Consider the following 23,564-nt stretch of genomic DNA (forward strand, 5'->3'; position numbering starts at 1 on the left):
TTTGACGATAGGCTTCCTGACTAGTCAGTTTGACTGCGCCACCATTGAATGCAACTTTCCAATGCCGTTGCCAGATTGTACTTCGGCTCAAAGCCGATTTTATCATGAAGGATCGACGTATCGGCAACGAGGTAAGGGGGATCGTCAGGGCGATCCGGCAGGCTGCCGGCTGATACCTGTCCACGTCCGATCAATTGTTGCAAGCTGTTTGCGACCGACAATAATGAATGCGCTTCGCCGCTTGCAACATTGAGAATGCCTTTGAATGAGCTTTCAAAGACTGATGCAAATGCAGTGCCGGCATCCGCAACATGCATGAAGTCTCGGACTTGTTTTCCGGAACTCATTTTTGCCGCGTCACCGGCAAGAAGGGCCTTGGTTACTGCCGGGACAAAACGTGCCGGATATTCACCCGGTCCGCATAGAAGGAACAGGCGTCCCCATGCAATTGAACAGCCCTGATCAATCAGGTTCTGGCAGTGTCGGGCCAGTTTCAGTTTTTCCTGCCCATAAAGGGTGCCGGGTACACAAGCATCCGTTTCGCAGGTTTTCTTGCCAATTTCCGATATGGTCCAGTCATATTCGGCACAGCTTCCGGCAAGAACGGCACGGGTTCCGCCAATTTCGAGAAAACGATCAAGCAGATCAATGGAGGCGACGCGCCAGTCGGCATTGTCCGGTGCGTTCCAAAAATGTCCGTGCTTGGTTTGCCATGCCAGATGGATCAGACCATCGGGGCGTTCATTCCGCATGATCCGGGATCTGAAATCCGGGGCAAGCAAGTTGCCAACATAATGGCTTGATGATTGGGGGCCGGATCGACCGCAGGTCAGAACATCATGGCCGGATGCTCGTAATGCCCGGCAGGTATGAGACCCGATAAGGCCATTGGCACCGGTTACAAGGACTTTCATTTTTGACGCTCATAATCGGGATAGTTCGCATCACGATCATTGATCAGGGATGGCATGATCGGCCATTCAATCGCGAATGCCGGATCGTTCCAGCGAACTCCGGCTGCAAGATTTGCCTCAAACGGGGCGCCCATCAGATACATCACCTCGGAATTGTCGTCGAGTGTGATGAAACCATGTGCGCAGCCTTCGGGGATGATGAAAGATTTACGGTTTTGGGCTGAAAGTTCCGCACCGGTCCACTGGCAATAGGTTGGTGATCCTGCGCGCAGGTCAATTACCACATCAAAAATTCGTCCGGCGATACAGCGGACAATTTTCGGATCTCCGACCGGGGCTGCCTGATAATGCATTCCCCGCAAGGTGCCTGCGTGGTGGTTGAAAGACAGGTTCGCCTGATGGACCGCGAAGTCATGGCCATTATCGCCAAGTTCATCAACGCAAAATGACCGTGCAAAGAAACCACGGTTATCTTCGTGTGTTTCCAGTTCGATCAGGTCGACACCCGCGATATTTGTCTTTGTAAACTTCATCGCAGAACGGTGACTTCCGGTACTGCGACAAGGAACTGTCCGCCCCAGTTGCGAACATAACCGACACTTTCCATGATCTCGTTCTGCAGGTTCCAGGGCAGGATCAGGACATAGTCCGGTTTGCGTTCCTTAAGCATATCAGGTGCATGAACCGGAATGCGACTTCCGGGAAGGAGGGTGTTTTGCTTGTGCGGGTTGGCATCGACAACGAAATCAATCAGATCTGTTCCGACCCCACAATAATTCAAAAGGGTATTGCCCTTGGCCGCAGCACCGTAACCGGCAACGGTTTTACCATCGAGCTTGGCCTTCTTCAGGAAGGCAAGCAGGCTGTCACGAATGGCTTGAACCTTGGTTTCAAACCCTTCGTAGCAGGAGAGGGTAGCAATACCTGCATCGGCTTCCTTTGCGCGGACGGCATTCAGGCGGTCCGTTTCGGGACGGGTGCCAACTGTTTTTTGCGCCCAGACACGCAGACTTCCCCCATGGGTGGGCAGTTCTTCGACGTCAAAGACCTTAAGCCCGTTCGCAGCAAAGCATTTCTCAACCGCATAAAGCGACAGGTAGGAGAAGTGTTCGTGATAGATCGTATCGAACTGGGTCTTTTCCAAAAGGTTCAAAAGATGGGGGAACTCGAATGTCGAGACGCCATCGTCTTTGAGGATCGCGGCAAAGCCCGACACAAAATCATTGATGTCAGGTACATGCGCCAGAACGTTGTTGGCCGTCGTCAGGTCGGCATGGCCATGATCGGCGACAACGTTTTCTGCTGTTTCCTTGCCAAAGAACGCCACCAGACTGCGAACGCCTTTTTTCTCGGCTTCGGCGGCGACATTGGCCGCGGGCTCAACACCAAGAACTGGAACGCTGTTGGCAACAAAATGCTGCAACAGATAACCGTCGTTGGAGGCCACTTCGACAACGAATGACTTATCGTTCAGGCCAAGCCGTTCGGTCGCGCTTGCGCAGTATTTGCGAGCATGTTCGACCCAGCTGCTCGAATAGCTTGAGAAATAGGCATAGTGACTAAAGATATCGGATGGCGGCACAACGTCATCAACCTGAACCAGAAAACACTTGCCACAGACACGGGCGTGCAACGGATAAGCTGGGTCGATATCAGACTTGTGATCAAGCGGAACATAGGAGTTCGCAAGCGGGCTAAGGCCAAGATCAACAAGGGTATGTTCAAGGTCGGTGCCGCAAGAACGGCAAGTTGGCGTTGTCATTCTTTATCCATCATCGCTTCAAACGAAGTAATCTGTGTTTCGGTCAGGTCCCGCATGTTCTGTCCTGCCAGATGTGCTTTATGCCATTCGACAATCCAGTTTACACATTCGGGTAGTGTAAGGCGTGGTTGCCACGCCAAAGTCGTCGTTGCAAGGCTTGAGTCCAGTGCAAGGGTAAGGGCTTCTTTGCTGGCAGCCGACACATCCTGTTGTGTGGTTCCGGCATCGCACCCCCAAGCATCCAGGACCAAATCGGTCACATGCGCAACGGTATGGGACTCTTTCGGGCCAAAGTTCAGTGCGGATACCGATGCCTTTTTCTCGACCACAGCCTGAAGATACATCAAATATCCTGCCACCGGTTCGATCACATGTTGCCAAGGGCGGGTGGTGGCGGGATTGCGAAGTTCGACTGCCTTGTTGTTCGCGGCCGCCCGAATGATATCGGTCATCAGGCGATCTTCGGACCAGTCACCGCCGCCAACGACGTTGCCGGCGCGGGCCGTGACAAGCGCGATACCCTTGGCGCGGAAATAGCTTTGTTCAAAGCTGCGCGCGACAATTTCCTGACAACCCTTGGATGCGCTATAGGGGTCACGTCCGCCCAGTGCATCGCCCTCGCGGAAGACAATCTCGCCATGGGCCTGATCATAGCTGTCATTGTCATAGGCCTTGTCGCTGGTGACGACCAGAATGCCCTTGACGCTTTCACAGTCGCGTAGCGCATCAAGAAGATGTGCGGTGCCCATGATATTGGTTGCCATGGTCTCGACCGGTTCGCGGTAACCGCGACGCACCAGCGGCTGTGCTGCCATATGCAAAACCAGATCCGGCCGGACCTTATGGACCATCTTTTGCACGTCTGCACGATCGCGAAGATCGGCAATCATTTCCGAGGCATAATCCAGATCAAGCAGGTCATGCAGATTGGGATCGGTTTCGGGTGCCAGGGCAAAGCCGTGAACCTCGGCCCCCATTTTGATCAACCATGCTGCGGCCCAACTGCCTTTAAAACCGGTGTGACCGGTCAGAAGGACCCGTTTACCAGACCAGAAAGAACGAAGGTTTTCACTTGGACGCATCGTTTTTACCAGACCTTCCAGGGGGCGTTTCCGCCTTCCCACAGGCCTTCAAGCATCTGCTTTTCGCGCAGCGTGTCCATCGGTTGCCAGAAGCCGTCATGGCGCCATGCCGAAAGCTCGTTGCTTTCTGACAGGTTGCGCAGCGGTTCTGCTTCCCAGACGGTTTGATCATCCTTGATTTCGGCAAGGACGGATTTCTCGCACACAAAGAATCCGGCATTGATGCGCGCGCCGTCACCAAGCGGCTTTTCCTGAAACGCCGTTACCTGGTCGCCATCAAGAACAGTTGCGCCAAAACGGCCAGGAGGCGAGACAACCGTCATGGTTGCCTTGCGGCCCTGTTTTCTGTGGAATTCGATGCTTGCCGTAATATCGACATCGCCAAGACCGTCGCCATAGGTCAGGCAGAACGGTTTGTCATCATCAAGATAATCACCAACCCGTTTGATACGGCCGCCGGTCATGCTGTTGGTGCCGGTATCGACAAGGGTGATCTTCCAGGGCTCGGCATTGGCGTTGTGATACTCAAGCTGATTGGATGCCATATCGATGGTGACATCAGCGTGATGCAGGAAGTAGTTGGCAAAATATTCCTTGATCACATAGCCCTTGTAGCCAAGGCAGATGACAAATTCATTCACGCCGTGTGCGGAATAGATTTTCATCAGGTGCCACAGGATCGGTTTGCCGCCGATTTCGACCATCGGTTTTGGTTTGACCGAGGTTTCTTCACTCAGTCGGCTGCCATAACCGCCAGCAAGAATTACTGCCTTCATCAGAATAGGTACCCATTCATCCAGTTTGATGCGTCAGTTCGTCAGAACTCAAGTGTCAGCGCGGAAGTTTCGAGGCCCTGACACCGAAGACGGCCGCCAAGGACCCCGCCGAACGGGCAAGATCACGCCAGCCTTTTGCCCGTTTCATCGCGATGCCATGCACCAGTGCCTTGCCGGCATATCGCAGTGCGTATTTTATGCCAAGGCAGCTTCCGGCCAGACGGCCTTTGTATTTGGTTTCAAAGTATATTCTGGACCATGCAATGTTCCAGAACTTTTCCCAGTAATATGCCCGATTTGGACGGACAGAGCCGCCATTCAGATGCGTGACCACGGATGCAGCAACAAGAATAAGTCCATATCCGGCCTGTCGGAAGCGCATGCACATGTCGTCGTCTTCGAAATAAAGGTAAATTTCGGGATCATAAAACCCGACTTCCTTCATCGCGTTCATTCGCACAAGGTTCACTGCGCCAGACAAGAATTCAACGCATATCGGACCCTCAGGCGTAATTTCGTATGCCTGTTTTCCGAAAATGCCGCGCTTCCATAATTCGACGTCGTGGCTGGGTTCTATATTTCCGTTGCCATCCTTATGGAGCGGTCCAAACATTGCCGCTTCTGGATATTGATCGGCCGCTTGAACAAGGGCATCAATCGCATCCTGCGTCATCAAAGCGTCAGGATTTGCAAGCAGGGCAAATTCGGTTGTGACTTCTGAAAGCCCCTGACTGGCAGCAGCACCATAGCCCAAGCCAACCGGGTTTCGAATGATTTTCGCATCGGGACGCAAGGACGTAACGATATCAAGGGTATCGTCCTTTGATGCGTTATCAACAACGATCAAGGGAAGATCAGCAGGCAGCGATTTCAAAAGGCCACCAATAACCAGCCCACCATTGTGGGTAATCGTGATTACAGTTGTTCTTGCTGCCATTAAAATATCCTGCAGAATTGATGCTGTCCCGTTGCCGGTGAACATATTCAATCCCGTCACAATGTCCAACGACAGTTTCGCCTTTTGTCAAAAAAGGCGAAACCCGTCCAACAAAGTTATTCACTCAGGCGTTCTTAATAGAAAACTCCGCCTGTTTCCGGCGTTATTTCGATCCCGCCGACCCAGCGGGTGGTGGTGAAATTGTCGAGGAAGTTTTGGTTGCCTGCCAATGTGTCTGATCCGGTCGCGGTTATGGTCAGGATGCGGGTTGGCCAGTGCTGGTTCGGATTATCTGACAGGGTAAATAGCGGCGATTTGCAGTGCATCATGGTCTGGATTTCAGACCAGAACATCAGGTCGGCCAGATAGGGAAGCGGATCGTAGCTTCGCATGAGATGGGCATAGATTTTGCCAACCGGAAGCGGGCCGTGATCGCGTGCGATCTGAAGGACAAGTTTCTGCGTCAGGCCAAGCCCCGACTGCGGGTCCGGCAATTCGGCGATGTGGCGTTCAAGGGCCGGGATCAGATGGGGCAGGGCGCTGGTTCCGGTTTGGATGAATTTTTCCAGTGCGTCGGGCGTTGCGGAGCGAATGGCCTTCCATGCCGTGCGACCGGTTTCAAGCATGGCGTCAGTCACCGGTACCCGATGATTTTCCCAGCACCAGATCAGCAGTTCCGGGGACAATTGCCCAAGACCGATAAAACGCTCCACACCGGGGATTGCGCCGACCGATATCAATTCGATCCTTGTCGCGGGTCGTGCGGTGGCGATGAAGTCCATCAGGAAGGCCAGAATAAGCTGGTCGTAGCCGTCATGTTCGAACCACAAAACCACATGATCAAATTGATCCAGGCGGTTCAGCGCATCATATTCGCGTTTGCTTCTGGCCAATGCATCCTTTGGGGTGATGTGATAACCGCTTGCGATGAAATCGGCGCGAACTGAAATGAATTCATCAAGCGGCAGATCCGGCACCGGCCCCTGACAGAACGGATCGGCAAATTCCAGAAAATCCCCGACAAAACCGGCAATGCCAAGTCCGTTCCGAATGTCTGATCCGCAACGCAGATGCAGGGTGCGTTTGGTATCAAGCACGGGCGGATTTCCGCTGGAAATCTGACGGTTCTGTTCGGTGATGCGGTCGATATGGTTTTTCAGCTTGGGCCAACTGGCAAAGCCGTTTTCCCGTGCAATCACCAACTGGGCGTTAGCAAGCCGGATATCGGCAAATCCCGCAGCCCCGATCGGATGATTTGCATCGACAAAGCGTTGTTGCGCGGTTTGGTTCCCGGCACGCAGGGCGCGCAAAAGATCCTTGGCGCGCTTTCGTTGCTGTTCAAGGTTCAAGCGCCCGTCAAAGAAGATGCGGTTTGGGCGCGAAGATTTGGCTTTATCGGATTTCGTTTTGCCTGATGCAGACATACGATTCCCCTGATCATAACGCCTGTGTCCGCCAGACAGGCAAGGAAACCGTGTGTTTCATATGTGTTAAACCGGGCGCAGCCCTTTCCGCGGACGGGGTGCTTGGAAGCATCCCCAACATAGCGGCTTTCGGTGCGAAAGCAAACCGTTCCCGATTTACACCAGACGGACTTCACTTTCGCGGTTCATGAGCTTGGCCAGTTTGGAAAGCCTTTGTTCGACCACTTCGCCGTAAAGTGCGGCGACCTGCTTGTCGAATTCGAGGATCAATTTATCGGCTTCGAGGACGAGACGGGTTTTGGGCAATATTCCCTCAACCCCGCCTGAAAGCGTATGGCCAAGACGGATGGCATGACCAAACAGTCGGCCAGTCAGGCGGTCATCCTCGTCAAGGATGCGTTCGCTTGACTCATCACCCTTGAAGTTGCCGGTATAGCGCGACCCGATGGTATAGGCGAGAAACACCCGGTCATGGTGATTGAGATCAAGATAGGGGTGGCGCAAAATCCGGTTATAGCTTTGGATTGCCCGGTAGTCGGGGTGCTCGTTCCATCCGATATCGCCGATAATGCAGGCCGCCAGACGCAGCCGCTCGATATTGACCGGAAGTGCGGTAAAGATCGGGGCGCACCAGTGGGCAAGTTCTTCGCCATGCTGGTGGAAACGTTCGCCGTCTTCGGCGAAGCTCAGACAGGCATCAAGTACCGGATCGCGCTGACGCAAGTCTTCGGGCAGGACTTCATACATCCAGCCTTCGCGCAATCCGTGCCCGGAAAAGACCACTTCGCTTGGGCGCATGCGGGCCATCAACATATTCATGACAAGGGCGGCATGGGGCAGGCTGTCGATACGGCGTTTTGAAACACCGCCAACCTTTTCAAGCGAGATGCGACTTTGCTGGGAAATGATATGGGTCAGTTCATCCATTTCCGAACGCGGCATTGCCAGGTTATGGACAACCGAAATCGGATAGTTTTCCTGGGCGATGAACAGTTTTGCGATCGAGCGCCATGATCCGCCAACCGCAAAAAGCTGTTGCCCGGCGGCCTCGGCCAGCCAATCGACACTGTCGAGATGGCGGGTAATTTCACTGGTCAGGCGGGCGCGATCGGACCCGAATACCGCATGAAGGCGCATTGCCCCCAAGGGCAGGCTGACGCGTTTTTTGATTTCGCCCTGATCAAGAAGAACCAGTTCGAGTGACCCGCCACCAATATCGCCCATGATGCCGGTCGCAACCGGATCGCCGGAGATAATGCCAAGTGCCGAAAGCCTTGCTTCTTCAAGGCCGTCAATCACCTTGACGGTCAATCCGGTTTCCTTGGCGATGCGATCGCAAAACAGCTGACCGTCACTGGCCGCACGGACCGCCGCCGTTGCAAGCACATCGACATGGGTAACTTTCATCGCCCGCAGAAGCGTTGCAAACCGGTGCATGGCGACCACGGCAAGCTCGACCCCTTCGGGATTGAGCTTGCCGGTATCTTCCGGATCACGCCCCAGTCCGCACATGACTTTCTCGTTGAAAATCGGGATCGGGGCACGCGTCATGCCGTCGAAAATCACAAGGCGCACAGAGTTGGAGCCAACATCAATGATCGCGATGCGGTTGGAAGCCCGTTGGTCAGTTAGCATACTGTTGGTGGCACCTGTTGGTCGTGTGTCTGCATTTTGACGGCATCAGTCATCAAGTTGCAGAACGGGGACATTCGGGTCCTCTTCATTCAGGGCGCTGCCGCGACCTGACAGGGACGGATTGGTCATGAAATACTGATGGGATGAAAATGCCTTTTGATCAGCTTCACAACGTTCGTAAGAGCCATCTGGCTGAAGATACCAGGCCTGTGCAGTGTCCTTGAGATTGGCAATCATGATCTGTTCAACAATCTGGCGCTGACAGGTCGGGTTTTCAACCGGAACAAGGGTTTCAACCCGGCGGTTCAAATTGCGTGGCATCCAGTCGGCAGAGGAGATGAATGCCTTGGCCTTGCGCGACGGAAGTTTGGCCCCGTTGGCAAAGACCACAATGCGCGAATGTTCAAGGAACCGGCCGACAATCGATTTGACGCGAATGTTTTCCGAAAGCCCCGGCACACCCGGACGCAAACAGCAAATCCCGCGCACCACCAGTTCGACATGAACGCCCGCCTGGCTTGCACGATAAAGTGCATCGATTACCACCGGATCGACAAGACTGTTCATCTTGGCCCAGATGCCGGACGGCTTGCCGGCCTTGCAGTTTTCGATTTCCTGATCGATGTGGGTCAGAAGGGTTGGCCGCAAGGTATGCGGTGCAATCGCGATCTTTTCCAAAGAACGCGGCGTGGCATAGCCGGTCATGAAATTAAAGATGCTTGCCGCGTCACGCCCCAGTGCCGGATCGCACGAGAAGAAGGAAATATCGGTATAGAATTTGGCCGTGATCGGATGATAGTTGCCGGTCCCGAAATGGACATAGGTTTTAAGGCCGTGGGTTTCACGGCGCACAACCAGCGACACCTTGGCGTGGGTTTTCCAGTCAAGGAAGCCATAGACCACCTGACAACCCGCACGTTCAAGGTCGGCCGCCCAGCGCAGGTTGGCTTCTTCGTCAAAGCGGGCTTTGAGCTCGACCATGGCGGTAACGGATTTTCCGGCCTCGGCCGCGGCGATCAGGGCCTTGACGATCGGGCTGTTTTCCGACGTACGGTAAAGCGTCTGTTTGATGGTGACGACATCGGGATCACGTGCTGCCTGAAGCAGGAACTGCACCACCACGTCGAAATCTTCGAACGGGTGGTGAACCACCAGGTCCTTTTTGCTGATCGCGGCAAAGCAATCGCCACCAAAGTCGCGCACCCGTTCCGGATAGCGCGCGGCATAGGGCGCAAACAGCAAATCATGATGCAGATCGGAATCGATCAGCTGTTTGACATCGACAACACCCAAAAGACCATCAACCTTGACGACTTCTTCGAGTGCGACATCAAGTTCGTCGATCACAAAGTCCAGAAGGTCTTCGGGCATGCCGGCATTGACCTTAAGGCGGATGATGCTGCCACGACGGCGGCGTTTAAGCGCGGTTTTGAAAACGCGCACGAGGTCTTCTGCTTCTTCTTCGATCTCGACATCCGAGTCACGGATGACGCGGAAGAAACCATGTTCGATCATATCGAAGCCCGGGAACAGCTTGCCGAGATACAGCAAGATCGCCTGTTCGACCGGAAGATAGCGTTCGGTCCGGCCGGGCAGGCGCAGGAACCGGCCGATCTTTTGCGGGACCGGGATCAGACCGCGCATATTGTGACCATCCGCCGGGTCAAACAGCTGCATCACAATGGCAAAGCCAAGGTTGGGAATGAACGGGAACGGGTGTGACGGGTCAATCGCAAGCGGGGTCAGGGTCGGAAAGATTTCCCGCATGAAATAGCCATCAAGCCATTTGCGATCGGTCTGGGTCAGATCGGACTGATCAATGACCGAGATGCCCTGTTGTTCCATTTCACGGCTGAGCTGACGCCAGATGCGTTGCTGATCCTGCATCAACTGGTTGGCATCAAAGGTAATGGCACGCAGCTGTTCGGACGGGCTCATGCCATCCTGGCTGACTTTGGTCATGCCGGCACGAAGTTGCCCGACAAGGCCCGCGACGCGGACCATGTAGAATTCATCAAGGTTGCTGGCCGAAATCGACAGAAAGCGCAAACGTTCAAGCAGCGGGTGCCCGCTGTTCTGGGCTTCTTCAAGAACACGATTGTTGAAAGCCAGCCACGAAAGTTCGCGATTGATAAAGCGGCTTTCCGAATCAATGGTGATCGCGCTTGATTGAACTGCAGCGGCGTGAGTCACGCTATGCCTCCTGCGGATTGAGGGAATGTCTTTGAATTTATGCGACAGGTCCCGGTTGCAAATGGAGTATAGGATAACTGTTTGCGCCCGTGCAATTTTCTTAAATTTATGTGTCAGTTTTTCTGATGGCATCGCGGGCGTTGATATGGCATGGAAGAACACCGTTTGATCATCCTTCATGGCCGTAAAGACCAAAGACATGAAAACGTTGCTGTTGCTCAGACATGCCAAATCAAGCTGGGCCGATCCCGGTCGGGCCGACCATGATCGGGAATTGAACCGCCGTGGCGAGAAGGCAGCCCCCTTTATGGGGCGTTACTTGCGCGAGCAGGCTCTGATCCCTGATCTGGTGTGGTGTTCGACAGCCGCCCGTGCGGTTCAGACGCTTGGCCTTCTTGGGCGTGATTTTGCCAGCAATGCGGACGTTATCTATAGCGAAGATCTTTATATGGCGGGGGAACGGGTGCTGCTTGAAAGTTTGCATCACACCCACGAGGACGCAAATTCCGTGATGTTCATCGGCCATAATCCGGGGATGGAACAATTCGCCCAGGCACTGTTTGGCGGCGGGGACGAGGTCGCGCGCGACGCCATGGCGCGAAAATTCCCGACATGTGCGTTGGCGCATTTTGAATTTGATGTTGAAAACTGGACCGATATTGCATTTGGCACCGGCAGGCTGATCGGCTTTACCAAGGTCAAGGAATTGCAGGCTGTCAAAATCGGATCGGAATGATTTGACTGTCTCTGGTGACAGCACTTGACGCGCAGCCCCCGAGAGCGTTTTATACCGCTGAAATTTTGACGCCGCGTCTGAACGGCAACCGACACATCACAGCAAAACGTCCCGAATTGTTCGGGCCGGGCACGTTGTGGTGCGTTTTTTGTTTGACAGCGCGGGTCTGGCATGCACCTTTGCGGCCAAATTTGCGGCCCAAAATATAAAGCAACCTGGAATGACAATGCATCCTTATCGCTCACACAATTGTAATGCGCTGCGCGCGACTGACGCAGATGCGGAAGTTCGTCTGTCTGGCTGGATTCACCGTAAGCGTGACCACGGCAACCTTCTGTTTGTTGACCTGCGCGACCATTACGGCATCACCCAGGTCGTGATCGACATTTCCAGCCCGCTGTTTGAAACGCTTGATAAAGCGCGCGCCGAAAGCGTGATCACGGTGGATGGCAAGGTTGTCAAACGTACCGCAGAAACCATCAACCCGAATCTGCCGACCGGCGAAATTGAAGTTTACGCATCGAATGTCGAAGTTCAGTCTTCGGCCGAAGTGTTGCCGATGCCGGTCTTTGGCGATGTCGAATATGGCGAGGAAATCCGCCTGCGTCACCGTTATCTCGACCTGCGTCGTGAAAGCGTGCATTCCAACATCGTTCTGCGTTCCAAAGTCATTTCGGCCATGCGCCAGAAAATGACCGCACAGGGCTTCCTGGAAATCCAGACCCCGATCCTGACGGCAAGTTCGCCGGAAGGTGCGCGTGACTTCCTGGTGCCGTCGCGCATGCATCCGGGCAAGTTCTATGCCCTGCCGCAGGCCCCGCAGCAGTTCAAACAGCTTCTGATGGTTTCGGGCTTTGACCGTTACTTCCAGATCGCACCGTGCTTCCGTGATGAAGACGCCCGTGCCGACCGTTCGCCGGGCGAGTTTTATCAGCTCGACTTCGAGATGGCCTTTGCCACCCAGGAAGACGTGTTTGCCGCGATTGAGCCGGTTCTGTACGAAATCTTTGTCGAGTTTGGCGGTGGTCGTGATGTGACCCCGTTCCCGTTCCCGCGTATTCCGTTTGATGAATCGATGGCGAAATACGGTTCGGACAAGCCGGACCTGCGCAACCCGCTGATCATTTCCGATGTGACCGAGCCGTTCCGTGGTTCGAGCTTTGGCATCTTTGCGTCGAACATCGAAAAAGGTTCGGTCGTTCGTGCCATTCCGGCAACCGGTGCCGCAGCACGCCCACGCAGCTTCTTTGACAAACTCAATTCGTGGGCACGTGATGAAGGTGCGGCTGGTCTTGGCTACATCGTTTATGGCGAAGACGGCGAAGCAAAAGGCCCGATTGCCAAGAACCTTGATGCTGACCGTATCGCCCAGATCAAGGAAATCACCGGCGTTGCCAATGGCGACGCGGTCTTCTTTGTCTGTGACAAGGCACTGGCAGCCGCCAAATTTGCCGGTAAGGTCCGTGACAAGGTCTGTGACGAACTTGAACTGCGTGAAGAAGGCATGTTCAAATTCTGCTGGATCGTTGATTTCCCGATGTATGAGGAAGACGACGACGGCAAGATCGAATTCAGCCACAACCCGTTCTCGATGCCGCAGGGTGGTCTTGAAGCACTTGAGACCATGAACCCGCTCGATATCAAGGCGTGGCAGTATGACATCGTCTGTAACGGTATCGAACTGTCGTCGGGTGCCATTCGTAACCATCGCCCGGACATCATGTATCGTGCGTTCGAAATCGCCGGTTACGGCAAGGATGTTGTCGAAGAACAGTTCGGTGGCATGCTTAACGCATTCAAATTCGGCGCCCCGCCGCACGGTGGTTCCGCACCGGGTGTTGACCGTATCGTCATGCTGCTGGCAGACGAGCCGAACATTCGTGAAGTCATTGCCTTCCCGCTGAACCAGCAGGCGCAGGACCTTATGATGAATGCGCCGTCGAATGTCGAAGACAAGCAGCTCAAGGAATTGCATCTGCGTGTCCAGATGCCGCCGAAGGCAAAAAAAGACTGATTGAAAGACCGGTCATCCGACCTGGATTTCAAACGAAAAGAGCGGCCCGGTTTTCCGGGCCGTTTTTCGTTGAACTTGTGCCCCACCGGATGATGCGGGCAGGTTTTGGTTACCTAATATTAACCGCCAATGCGTCAAAGTGCCCGCAATAGAACAAATTTGATCCTGCGGGGGACGGGCTGTGAAAAAGATATTAGTTGTGGCGGCACCTTTGGCGCTGGGCGCATGTGGCGGGCCGATCGAACTTACCGTCGCCAAACTGGCAGGTGACCTGATCAGTTATGTCACAACCGGCAAAAGCACCACCGATCACGCTGTTTCAATCGTCGCCGCGCAGGATTGCGCCTTGCACCGTCCGCTGTTTGATCAGGATGTTTGCAAGGATGAGGACACCATCCTTGAGGAAGAGGCCGCCGCCCTTGCAGTGATGGGCGAGCCCGAAATTAAACGTGAAATTCGCGCCGCCCGCCCGGAAATCTATGCGGTCAATGCACCGGCTGAAAACTGGTCGCGCCCGGCCGACATGACGGCCACCCCGATCATCAAAACCGATCTTCCGCCGCGCGCAAGCGTGAGCGAAGCCGCACTTGATGCACCTGTCGCACCGGTCGATGAAGTGCCGGTCGATCAAGTGGCAACCAATGACAGGCTTGCCGATGCGCAGCCGGTTGAGGTCGCATCTGCGAGCGAGCAACTCGATCTTGGTGATGTGAATTCATATGGCCGCGAGGGGAATGTTCTTGATCCCCAGGCCGAAGCCGATGCGGCAATTGCCGGATATGTCCCCGATGCAAAACCGGCCGAGCCGGCCTTGAGCGGAACCGTAACGGCCGCCCTGGTTGACACCACCGTTATGACCGATGATGGCACAACGGGTTCCGCACCGATTGATGTGACCAAAGACGGCCAGGGATTGGCCGGTGATGTACTTGCAGCGCCGCTGCCCGGTGATTATGTCATTCTGGCAAGTTTTACCGACAAGCTGCGTGCCCAGAAGGCGCTTGAGATTTATCACGAATATCAGCCGCGACTTTTGAATGCACTTGTCAGTGGCCGCACCTATATGCGGGTCGCTGTCGGGCCGCTTTCGGCAGAACATGCAAATGATTTACGCCTTCTTGCTGCCAAAAAGGGTGTTAAAGATCCCTGGATTGTCGGGATTGGCGCCACCGGAGAGTGATTTTGTCGGTTTTGTTTTCGAAGTTTGAAGTCAATCGGCGTTCCTTTGCAGGAACGCTGATCTTGTGTTCGGGCCTTGCCGGATGTGCCGCACAGGCGGGGAATATTTCCGCCATGGAAAGCACGATGGTGCCCCATGTTGCAGAATATCATTTCAAGATGACCCGGTCCGAGCAGGGCAGTTCGGTGGTCGATGCGTCCGGTGTTCTGGGCTATCGCTTTGAAAAAATGTGCGATGGCTGGGTCACAGAGATGCAGCAGATCATGATCCTGCAAGGGTCCGAGGGGGCGTCAATCAATTCCGCCTATTCGATGACCCAGTGGGAAAACTTCGCCGGGACACAATACCGGTTCAGAATGCGGGATTATCTTGATGGCACCAAGGTCGACGAAATCGTTGGCAAGGCAGTGCGTGAAAGCGACGGGGTGACGGTCACCTATGAAATCCCGGTCGAAGTCACCGAAGAGCTTCCAGCAGATACCATGTTCCCGACCCAGCATTCGGTGGAGCTGTTAAAACGGGCGGCTGCCGGCGAGAAATTTGGCAATGATCTGGTCTTTGATGGCAGCGGTGAAACCCCGACCAACCGGATTGCGGTGGTGATTTCCGGTGAAAAGAAACCCGAACACAAGGCGGATGACCCCGACGGGATTGCCGATACGCCGTTTCACCGCATGAGCCTGGCATTCTATCCGCTGGGCGAGGCGGAAAACGGACCTTCGACCGAAATGGCGGTTGATTTCGGGGAAAACGGTGTGGCCCATGCCATGCGGTTTGATTATGGCGAGTTCGAAGTGTTCGGCACTTTGGACAAGGTATCGAAGTTGCCGCAACCCGATTGCGGATGAGGTCTGTGAATGTGTCGGTGATGCGTGCATCAACCCACAAAAAAAGCCTGCCACATTGGCAGGCTTTTTTTGTGGGGGAGTACCCTGGTCATCTTCACGCAGCAGCGGCATTGCTACTGGTATCGCAGTAAAGCCCATAGAGTGTTTTGATAACACGCAGTGCTTCATCACCATGCAACGAATAGAAGATGGTCTGTGCTTCGCGACGCGTTTTTACAAGTTTGTCACGACGCAGGCGTGCAAGATGCTGCGACAGGGCGGACTGGCTGAGCCCGACGATACGTTCGAGTTCACCAACGGACTTTTCGCCTTCGTTAAGTTGGCAAAGGATTAGCAGTCTGCTCTGATTGCTCATGGCCTTCAACAGGGTGCTCGCCTGCTGGGCCTTTTGTTCTAGATGGTTTAGTTCCATTTGGCTTCCTTATAAGCCTGACCGCAAGCGGCCATTGTCCCAATGAAAATCCGTATTTTTTTGTCATTTGATTCCGACAATTTTGACGGGATCATGTGACCGGATTTTCCATTCCTTTTACAACCTTTGAGGCTGTTGCTCTTGAACCAGCCAAACACTAATGTTTGGTTCGTTCTTATTCTCAAGTATATGCAGTTTCTGTCAAGATGGTGTTTGTTCTCAACAGTGCCTCTGCGGGATGTGAATCGGTTGGAAAACTTCGTGTCACTCCGGATTTTCGCCCAAATATCAGAAATTTATCCGATAAGCTCATGTTCAAATTACCCTGACTTGTCGCAGGGTTTAAAGGCAAAATTGCGCCGATTTACGGGCAATTTGTCATCGAACCTCGATTGTTATTCTGTGCACAACAATGGATCCGATTTCAAGAATATAACACTAAAAAAAGGGCAAAACTGTGAACGCTTATACAGGTTTGGCACTGTTATATAACCAAAGAGTCCGGAATCCGGGACCAAAGGACTTGCAGCGCCCATGCCCGATATGCTGATTTAGAACAAAGCGGGACGTCACGTATCGCGATTATAATATCAAAATCACGCATAAAAGCGGGACATGTCGGCCATGAACCCGCAAGACCGATCAGACAACTGATCCAATCAGGAAGGCGACCCAGACAGATGGCGACTTTGTTCGTTACCCATCACGATTGCATTGAACATGATACCGGCCCCGGACATCCGGAGTCCGCGGATCGGCTGCGCGTGATCCAGCGCGTATTCGAGGCCGAGGAATTCATGTTCCTGCACCGCGAGGAAGCCCCGCTTGCCGATATCGATCTGATCAAGGCGGTGCACGATCCGGCCTATGTGGACAAGGTGATGGCAACGATTCCCGAAACCGGGATCAGGTCGCTTGACGGGGATACCTATGTTTCGGCGAAGTCTGGCAAGGCGGCCTTGCGCGCAGCAGGCGGCGCATGCGTTGCGGTTGATGCGGTTGTTGACGGGCATGAAAGTAACGCCTTTGTCGCAACCAGGCCCCCCGGGCATCATGCGGAATATGACCGGGCAATGGGGTTCTGTTTGTTCAACAATGCGGCGGTTGCCGCCCATCACGCACGGAAACGCTATGGGCTTAAACGCATTGCGGTGATGGATTTCGATGTGCATCACGGCAACGGCACCCAGGATCTTTTTTATAATGATCCGGACCTGTTTTACTGTTCGACCCATCAGTGGCCGCTTTATCCCGGAACCGGGGCCGAGACCGAACGCGGCTGTGCCAACAATATCCTGAATGTCGGATTGACCGCCGGGGCGGGTACTGCGGAAATGCAGGCTGCTTTTAACCAGACCGTCTTGCCCGGAATTTCCGCCTTCAAGCCGGAACTTCTGATCATCTCGGCGGGGTTCGATGCCCACAAGAATGATCCGCTTGCCGGGCTGTGTTTCGAGACCGACGATTTTGTCTGGATGACGCGGCAATTGATGGCGCTTGCCGATGCGCAATGTCAGGGGCGGCTGGTCTCGTTGCTGGAGGGCGGATATGATTTGCCGTCCCTTGCCGACAGTGTTTTGCAACATGTCCGGACCCTGATGACCGGATAGGGCGATCTGTGTTGCACAGGAATATTTCGGCGTGACGAAATTCCATTCTGTCTGGTTGCCCTGATCCGGACTTGCGCGTAAACTCCGCGCCAATCAAAGAAATGGAGCTTACATGTCCGAGGCTACTTCATCTTCCGCCATTCCCGAGGATATCGCAAAACTCAGCTTCGAAGAGGCGCTGGGCCAGCTTGAGACTCTTGTTCGTCAGCTCGAACAGGGACAGGTCGGGCTTGATGACGCAATCGCATCCTATGAGCGTGGTGCGGCCCTGAAACGGCATTGTGCGGACAAATTGCGTGCAGCCGAAGAACGCATCGAAAAAATCACCCTGAATGCGGATGGCCGCCCGTCGGCAACCCCGACTGAAATCGAGTAATCGGAGGCCATGGTGAGTTACGACCTGCTTGCCGGACTGAGTGCTGCGTCTGCTGATCTTGGCGAGACGCTGGATAATATTTTGCCGCGTGCCAATGGCCAGATCGAGCAACGCCTGTTTCAGGCGATGCGTTATTCCACCTTGGGCGAAGGCAAACGTCTGCGCCCGTTTCTGGTGTTGAGTTCTGCGTCATTGTTCAAGGTATCGCGCCAGTCCGCCCTTCGGGTTGCGGCGGCGGTCGAGATGGTCCACAGCTATTCGCTGATCCATGATGATTTGCCCGCGATGGATGACGATGATCTGCGTCGCGGCAAGCCGAGCTGCCACAAGCAGTTTGACGAGGCAACCGCGATCCTTGCCGGGGATGCGCTTTTGACCCAGGCGTTTGAAGTTCTGGCCGACGAAGATACCCATCCCGATCCGCGCGTTTGCACCGATCTTGTCCGCGCCCTTGCCCGTGCGGCTGGTCCGCATGGCATGGTTGGCGGGCAGATGATTGATCTGGCGGGCGAAGGCCAGTCCTTTGATCAGGCACAGGTCACGCATCTGCATTTGCTTAAAACCGGGCGCATGTTTGCCTTTGCCTGCGAAGCCGGGGCGATCCTTGGCAAGGCACCCAAAAGCATTCGCATGGCGCTGCGATCCTATGCCCATGACATGGGACTGGCGTTCCAGATCAAGGATGATCTGCTTGATGTCGAAGCAAGTTCCGAGGAGCTTGGCAAGACAGCGGGCAAGGACCTTGATCAGGACAAGTCGACCTTTGTCAAATTGCTGGGCCTTGATCAGGCCCGTGATCAGGCCGCCATGCTGTGTGATCAGGCAATCAACCATCTGAGCTGCTTTGACGGCGAGGCCGAACCGCTGCGCGCGGTGGCGCGTTTCGTTGTCGAACGCGGCCGTTAAGCCCGATATCGTCAAAGCGCCCCACAATGACTGAACACACCAAATACACAGCCGGCTTTCGAGACCGGCTGTTTGACAAGGATCCATTTCCACTGGCGATCTGGTATCCCGCATCCGCGCCGGAAAGTTCGGTGCGCCATATGGGCGTGGCATCAAGTGCCGCGCGTAATGCGGCCTTTGCCACGGATGGTCCGTTTCCGATCGTGATGTTTTCGCACGGTTCGGAAGGCCATCGTTTCAATCAGTTCTGGCTGGCGGAATATCTGGCACGGCGGGGTTATATTGTTGCAGCCCCGCAGCATGAAGGTGACAACTACCTTGATGCATCCGATGCCCGCCAGATCACGATCATTGAACGCCGCCCGCGCGAAATGCGGCTGGCGCTTGATCTGTTGCTTGATCACGATGACATCGCCGAGCAGATTGATCATGACAGGATCTATGCGCTTGGCCATTCGGCGGGCGGTGCCACGGTGCTTAAACTGGCAGGGTGGGATTTTGATGCCCGGGCCTGGCAAAGTTACTGCACCGTGAATGGCGAAACCGACAAGGTCATTTGCCAGTATGCCCCGACAGATGATCATATTGATCGTCTGCATCAAACCTATGGCGGGCCGGTGGTTTCGGAATACGATGACCGGATATCGGCCATTGTTGCGGTAACCCCGGCCTTCGGCGTGGCGGCAACCGATGACGGGTTGGCCGATGTGAAGGTGCCGATGTTGTTTGTCGAGGCCGATACAGACGAAATTCTGCATGACCATGTTAATGCCGCCCACTTTCGCAATCTGTTGCGCGGCCGGGCGAAATTCATCAAGGTCAAAGGGGCGGGGCATTATTCATTTCTGCCGAAATGTACGCCTTATATTGCTGAAAACTTTAGCTATTTGTGCCGTGATTTCGGTCAGGATCGCGACACCATTCACCGCACTGTCGAACAGGTTGTTCACCGTTTCTTCGAGAAGGTGCAAAGCGGTGAAATTCAGGGTCGCTAAATCGGTTGAACCCCGCTATTTTACGCAGCTTGCAACATCGACCCGGAAACGTCACTCTGTTGTAATCTACGCCATATAAAAAATTGAAAATCGAGATCGGTATGAGCACGACCTCCAAGACACCGCTATTGGATACAATTAACACCCCAGACGAGCTGCGCAAATTGCAGTCTGCCCAGATGAAGCAGGTCGCAGATGAATTGCGCGCCGAGGTGATTGATGCGGTATCTGTCACAGGCGGGCATCTTGGTGCCGGTCTTGGTGTGGTCGAACTGACCGTTGCGATCCATTACCTGTTTGATACGCCCTATGACCGGGTGATCTGGGATGTCGGGCATCAGTGCTATCCCCATAAAATTCTGACCGGGCGTCGGGATCGTATTCGCACGCTCCGTCAGGGCGGCGGGCTTTCGGGGTTCACCAAACGGTCTGAATCCGAATATGACCCGTTCGGGGCCGGGCACAGTTCGACCTCGATCTCGGCCGGGCTTGGGATGGCGGTTGCCAACCAGCTTTCCAATGACAAGCGCAAGAACGTGATTGCGGTCATTGGCGACGGTTCGATGAGTGCGGGCATGGCCTATGAAGCCATGAACAATGCCGCGGCCACCGATCAGCGTTTGATTGTGATCCTGAATGATAACGACATGTCGATTGCCCCGCCGGTGGGCTCCATGTCGGGGTATCTGTCGCGTCTGATTTCGGGCAAAGGGTATCAGGGCCTGCGCAATGCGGCCAAGGGCCTAACCAAACATCTGCCCCGCCAGATCGAAGAAGCGGCGCGCAAGCTTGAAGAATATACGCGTGGCATGGTCACGGGCGGCACCCTGTTTGAAGAAATGGGCTTTTTCTATGTCGGGCCGATTGACGGCCACAACATGGACCATCTGTTGCCGGTTCTCAAAAATGTCCGCGATGCCGATGTCGATGGACCGATCCTGATCCATGCAGTCACCCAAAAGGGCAAGGGCTATGGCCCGGCGGAAAATGCCGCCGACAAATATCACGGCGTTGCCAAGTTTGACGTCGTCACTGGCAAACAGGCCAAGCCGACCCCGAATGCACCGAGTTACACCAAGGTGTATGGCGAAACGCTGGTCAAGATTGCCGAAAAGGATGAAAAGGTCACGGCGATTACGGCTGCCATGCCATCGGGCACGGGGGTAAACATCTTTGCCGATCGTTTCCCGGATCGTGCGTTTGATGTCGGTATTGCCGAACAGCATGCGGTGACCTTTGCCGCCGGTATGGCGTGCGAAGGCTACAAACCGTTTTGCACGCTTTATTCGACCTTCCTTCAGCGCGGTTATGACCAGGTTGTTCATGATGTGGCGATCCAGAACCTTCCGGTGCGTTTCGCCATGGACCGTGCCGGTCTGGTGGGCGCAGACGGGGCAACCCATGCCGGGGCCTATGATATTGCCTATCTTGGCTGCCTTCCGAACTTTGTCCTGATGGCAGCCGCCGATGAGGCGGAGCTGGTCCATATGACCACGACGGCCTGGGCGATTGATGACCGGCCCAGCGCATTCCGCTATCCGCGGGGCGAGGGCGTTGGTGTTGAAATGCCGACCGAAGGACAGGTTCTTGAAATCGGCAAGGGCCGTATCCTGCGCGAAGGAAGCAAGATCGCCATTCTGTCTTATGGCACCCGTTTGGCCGAGGCGCTTTTGGCCGCAGAAGACCTTGCCGCGCGCGGCCTTCCGGCAACGGTTGCCGATGCCCGCTTTGCCAAGCCGCTTGATCATCAGTTGATTGCCGATCTTGCGCGCAATCACGAAGTGCTGATCACCATCGAAGAAGGATCGATCAATGGCTTTGGCGCCATGGTTCTTCAGCATATGGCCGGGCAGGGATTGCTCGATAACGGGCTCAAGATCCGCACCATGGCATTGCCCGATGCACTGATTGACCATGACAAGCCGGAAATCCAGTATCAGAAAGCCGGTCTTGATGCGCAAAGCATCGTCAAGACGGCCCTTGGTGCCCTTGGCCTAAGCGAAAGCAAGGCGCGCGCCTGATCGGATTTGGCCGAAATACCAGCCCGCAGTATTAAAACAAAACGCCGCCCCCGGGGCGGCGTTTTGCATTGTCAGTTGGTGTCAGTCGGTGTCAGTCGGCATAAATCATCTTGTGGGTCATCCCGCCGTCAATGCGGATGGTTTCGCCGGTCATGAAGCCGGATTTGGTGCGGTCCAGAAGGAAGCTTACCGCCTGTGCGATGTCTTCTGGTGTGCCGACACGCCCGACCGGATGTTGCGATTTGTCGATGTCACTGTGGGATGGTGTGGTGCGCTTGTCCGATTTCTGCCAGTCACCGACTTCGATCCAGCCCGGGGCAATTGCATTGACCCGCACATCACCGCCAAGACTGACCGCAAGCGCATGGGTAAGTGCAACGATGCCCCCCTTTGACGCGGCATAGGATTCTGTGTTGGCTTCTGATTGAAACGCGCGGGTCGAGGCGATATTGACAATCGCCCCTTTGACCGGGCGCAGATGTTGAACCGCGTGTTTGGCCGCAAGGAAGGCACCGCCAAGATTGACATTGATCACCCGCTGCCAGCGATCCCATTCAAGGTCTTCGATGCTGCCCGAATGGGGATCGGCAATGCCGGCATTATTGACCAGACCATCAATCCGGCCAAACCGGTCAACGGTTTGCTGAATGGCAAGTTTGACGTCGGCTTCGTTGGCGACGTCACCGGCAATAAATAGCGCGCGATCCTGATGGGCGGGGGAAAGGTCATCGAATGCTTCCTGCCCGGCGTCGGCGTCCTGATCAAACAAGGTGACCCGCCAGCCCGCATCAAGAAGGTGTTTTGAAATGCCAAGACCCAAACCCTGTGCGGCACCGGTTACAAAAGCAACCGGTTGATCAGACGCGTTGTTCATATTTGCCCCGTATCTGTTGGATGAATTCAGGTGGCCGGATGGGCCGGAACGCGGAAAATGGGCATATTTTTCGTCAATTGCAATGCCATGCCCGCCGGATTGATCGATTGATCACGGTCCAGTTTACGTTGCGGCCGGGGACAGCTGATCAAGCAGGGCATGAACAAAGCCCTTTTGGCGCGGGCTCAGGTTACGCCGTGCCGCGGCCTGTTGCAGGGCGTCGGTTGCTTCGATATGCAACCGATAATGACCCGGGTCCTGATCAATGGTGGTGGTACGTTCTTCGGGTGTTCCGAACACCATCCTGTGGCATTTGCGCGCATCCGAGGATGTAAAGGCCCGACATGAAAGCGGGCGGATTTCATAAATCGTGCAGCGATTGTCATCCCCAAGAAGCGGGCAGCGCACCCGTACTTCGGCCGTTGTGGTCGATTGTTCAATTGTTGCGGCAGCATTCATCAGCCGTTGCAACAGGTCAGCCTGTTGTTCGGGGGGGAATGTTTTGCGGATATGGTCGGCAATCAGGCCGGTTACACCGGGCGGGACGCTGACAAACAGGTTGCAGCAGGCGCTGCATTGATCGCAGCAATCGCGATGTTGGGGATTGGGGAAGTTTGACTGGATGGCACGTGATGCGGTGTCAACCATCGACATTGCAACGCGCGCGGCATCCGTCATGGTTGGCTGCGCATCAAGGGCATCTTCAAGCACGCGACGAAATGTCTGGAACATCTCGTCATAGCGGCGCGATGCTTCAAATGTCAGCGCGCCGGTCTGGGCGATGCTGTCTGCTATTGTGTCTATGGCCTCATCAAGTTCTGCCATTGATCCCAGCGACTTCCTGATTGGCACATGAAAACGTGCCAGCG

General features: G+C 54.8%; 21 protein-coding genes. 9 read left to right on the top strand and 12 right to left on the bottom strand.

Annotated features, from left to right (window positions below):
* Positions 1-20 precede the first annotated feature (20 nt).
* The 9 genes from SIB88_RS09730 to SIB88_RS09770 form a co-directional block, all read right to left on the bottom strand.
* On the bottom strand, positions 21-914 hold the full coding sequence (locus SIB88_RS09730) for an NAD-dependent epimerase/dehydratase family protein (RefSeq protein WP_412557949.1): 894 nt from the start codon (positions 912-914) through the stop codon (positions 21-23).
* Positions 911-1,447, bottom strand: a complete 537-nt coding sequence (rfbC, locus tag SIB88_RS09735) for a dTDP-4-dehydrorhamnose 3,5-epimerase (RefSeq protein WP_412565941.1) — start codon at positions 1,445-1,447, stop codon at positions 911-913. Before rfbC ends, SIB88_RS09730 begins: the two co-directional genes overlap by 4 nt.
* Entirely contained in the window at positions 1,444-2,676 is a 1,233-nt protein-coding gene (locus SIB88_RS09740; RefSeq protein ID WP_412557950.1) for a class I SAM-dependent methyltransferase, read from the bottom strand. Before SIB88_RS09740 ends, rfbC begins: the two co-directional genes overlap by 4 nt.
* Positions 2,673-3,758 (bottom strand): CDP-glucose 4,6-dehydratase, encoded by a 1,086-nt coding sequence (gene rfbG, locus SIB88_RS09745; RefSeq protein ID WP_412557951.1) that lies wholly within the window; start codon positions 3,756-3,758, stop codon positions 2,673-2,675. The genes SIB88_RS09740 and rfbG overlap by 4 nt, the downstream gene beginning before the upstream one ends.
* Positions 3,759-3,763: 5 nt before the next feature.
* Positions 3,764-4,534 (bottom strand): glucose-1-phosphate cytidylyltransferase, encoded by a 771-nt coding sequence (gene rfbF, locus SIB88_RS09750; protein ID WP_341651031.1) that lies wholly within the window; start codon positions 4,532-4,534, stop codon positions 3,764-3,766.
* Between the two features lie 55 nt (positions 4,535-4,589).
* Positions 4,590-5,471, bottom strand: a complete 882-nt coding sequence (locus SIB88_RS09755; protein WP_206927291.1) for a glycosyltransferase family 2 protein — start codon at positions 5,469-5,471, stop codon at positions 4,590-4,592.
* 134 nt (positions 5,472-5,605) lie between these two features.
* Positions 5,606-6,895, bottom strand: coding sequence for a DUF1835 domain-containing protein (locus SIB88_RS09760; protein ID WP_412557952.1), 1,290 nt, complete (start codon positions 6,893-6,895; stop codon positions 5,606-5,608).
* Positions 6,896-7,051: 156 nt separating this feature from the next.
* Positions 7,052-8,530: a Ppx/GppA family phosphatase gene (locus SIB88_RS09765; RefSeq protein WP_101248002.1), complete on the bottom strand. Its 1,479-nt coding sequence runs from the start codon at positions 8,528-8,530 to the stop codon at positions 7,052-7,054.
* A 45-nt stretch (positions 8,531-8,575) separates the two neighbouring features.
* On the bottom strand, positions 8,576-10,723 hold the full coding sequence (locus SIB88_RS09770; RefSeq protein ID WP_068518200.1) for an RNA degradosome polyphosphate kinase: 2,148 nt from the start codon (positions 10,721-10,723) through the stop codon (positions 8,576-8,578).
* A gap of 199 nt (positions 10,724-10,922) precedes the next feature.
* On the opposite strand from SIB88_RS09770, the gene SIB88_RS09775 reads away from it, so the two are divergent.
* From SIB88_RS09775 to SIB88_RS09790, 4 genes are all read left to right on the top strand, one after another.
* Positions 10,923-11,459, top strand: a complete 537-nt coding sequence (locus tag SIB88_RS09775) for a SixA phosphatase family protein (RefSeq protein WP_068518298.1) — start codon at positions 10,923-10,925, stop codon at positions 11,457-11,459.
* Positions 11,460-11,685: 226 nt separating this feature from the next.
* Positions 11,686-13,473: an aspartate--tRNA ligase gene (aspS, locus tag SIB88_RS09780; RefSeq protein WP_101248067.1), complete on the top strand. Its 1,788-nt coding sequence runs from the start codon at positions 11,686-11,688 to the stop codon at positions 13,471-13,473.
* A gap of 181 nt (positions 13,474-13,654) precedes the next feature.
* Positions 13,655-14,653, top strand: a complete 999-nt coding sequence (locus SIB88_RS09785) for an SPOR domain-containing protein (protein WP_412557953.1) — start codon at positions 13,655-13,657, stop codon at positions 14,651-14,653.
* The gene (locus SIB88_RS09790) at positions 14,650-15,501 is read left to right on the top strand and encodes an EipB family protein (RefSeq protein WP_412557954.1); all 852 of its coding nucleotides are present in this window, start codon (positions 14,650-14,652) and stop codon (positions 15,499-15,501) included. The genes SIB88_RS09785 and SIB88_RS09790 overlap by 4 nt, the downstream gene beginning before the upstream one ends.
* Positions 15,502-15,595: 94 nt before the next feature.
* On the opposite strand, the gene SIB88_RS09795 is transcribed toward SIB88_RS09790, so the two are convergent.
* The gene (locus SIB88_RS09795) at positions 15,596-15,913 is read right to left on the bottom strand and encodes an ArsR/SmtB family transcription factor (RefSeq protein WP_068518198.1); all 318 of its coding nucleotides are present in this window, start codon (positions 15,911-15,913) and stop codon (positions 15,596-15,598) included.
* Positions 15,914-16,593: 680 nt separating this feature from the next.
* Between SIB88_RS09795 and SIB88_RS09800 the strand changes: the two genes are divergently transcribed.
* The 5 genes from SIB88_RS09800 to dxs all read left to right on the top strand — a co-directional run bounded on the left by SIB88_RS09800 (position 16,594) and on the right by dxs (position 21,821).
* Positions 16,594-17,523 (top strand): histone deacetylase family protein, encoded by a 930-nt coding sequence (locus tag SIB88_RS09800; protein WP_068518197.1) that lies wholly within the window; start codon positions 16,594-16,596, stop codon positions 17,521-17,523.
* 112 nt (positions 17,524-17,635) lie between these two features.
* A complete protein-coding gene (locus SIB88_RS09805; RefSeq protein WP_068518196.1) occupies positions 17,636-17,899 on the top strand; it encodes an exodeoxyribonuclease VII small subunit in 264 nt (87 codons plus the stop codon).
* A 9-nt stretch (positions 17,900-17,908) separates the two neighbouring features.
* Positions 17,909-18,805, top strand: a complete 897-nt coding sequence (locus SIB88_RS09810; protein WP_068518195.1) for a polyprenyl synthetase family protein — start codon at positions 17,909-17,911, stop codon at positions 18,803-18,805.
* 26 nt (positions 18,806-18,831) lie between these two features.
* Entirely contained in the window at positions 18,832-19,800 is a 969-nt protein-coding gene (locus tag SIB88_RS09815) for an alpha/beta hydrolase family protein (protein ID WP_412557955.1), read from the top strand.
* Positions 19,801-19,901: 101 nt separating this feature from the next.
* A complete protein-coding gene (dxs, locus tag SIB88_RS09820; protein ID WP_412557956.1) occupies positions 19,902-21,821 on the top strand; it encodes a 1-deoxy-D-xylulose-5-phosphate synthase in 1,920 nt (639 codons plus the stop codon).
* A 91-nt stretch (positions 21,822-21,912) separates the two neighbouring features.
* Here the strand turns inward: dxs and SIB88_RS09825 are convergent, their stop codons facing one another.
* Complete coding sequence (locus SIB88_RS09825) at positions 21,913-22,695, bottom strand: SDR family oxidoreductase (protein ID WP_412557957.1); 783 nt, start codon at positions 22,693-22,695, stop codon at positions 21,913-21,915.
* A 123-nt stretch (positions 22,696-22,818) separates the two neighbouring features.
* Positions 22,819-23,520, bottom strand: coding sequence for a YkgJ family cysteine cluster protein (locus tag SIB88_RS09830; RefSeq protein ID WP_412557958.1), 702 nt, complete (start codon positions 23,518-23,520; stop codon positions 22,819-22,821).
* Positions 23,521-23,564 lie beyond the last annotated feature (44 nt).

The sequence above is a fragment of the Thalassospira sp. MIT121401 genome (assembly GCF_047125595.1).
Lineage (GTDB): Bacteria > Pseudomonadota > Alphaproteobacteria > Rhodospirillales > Thalassospiraceae > Thalassospira > Thalassospira povalilytica.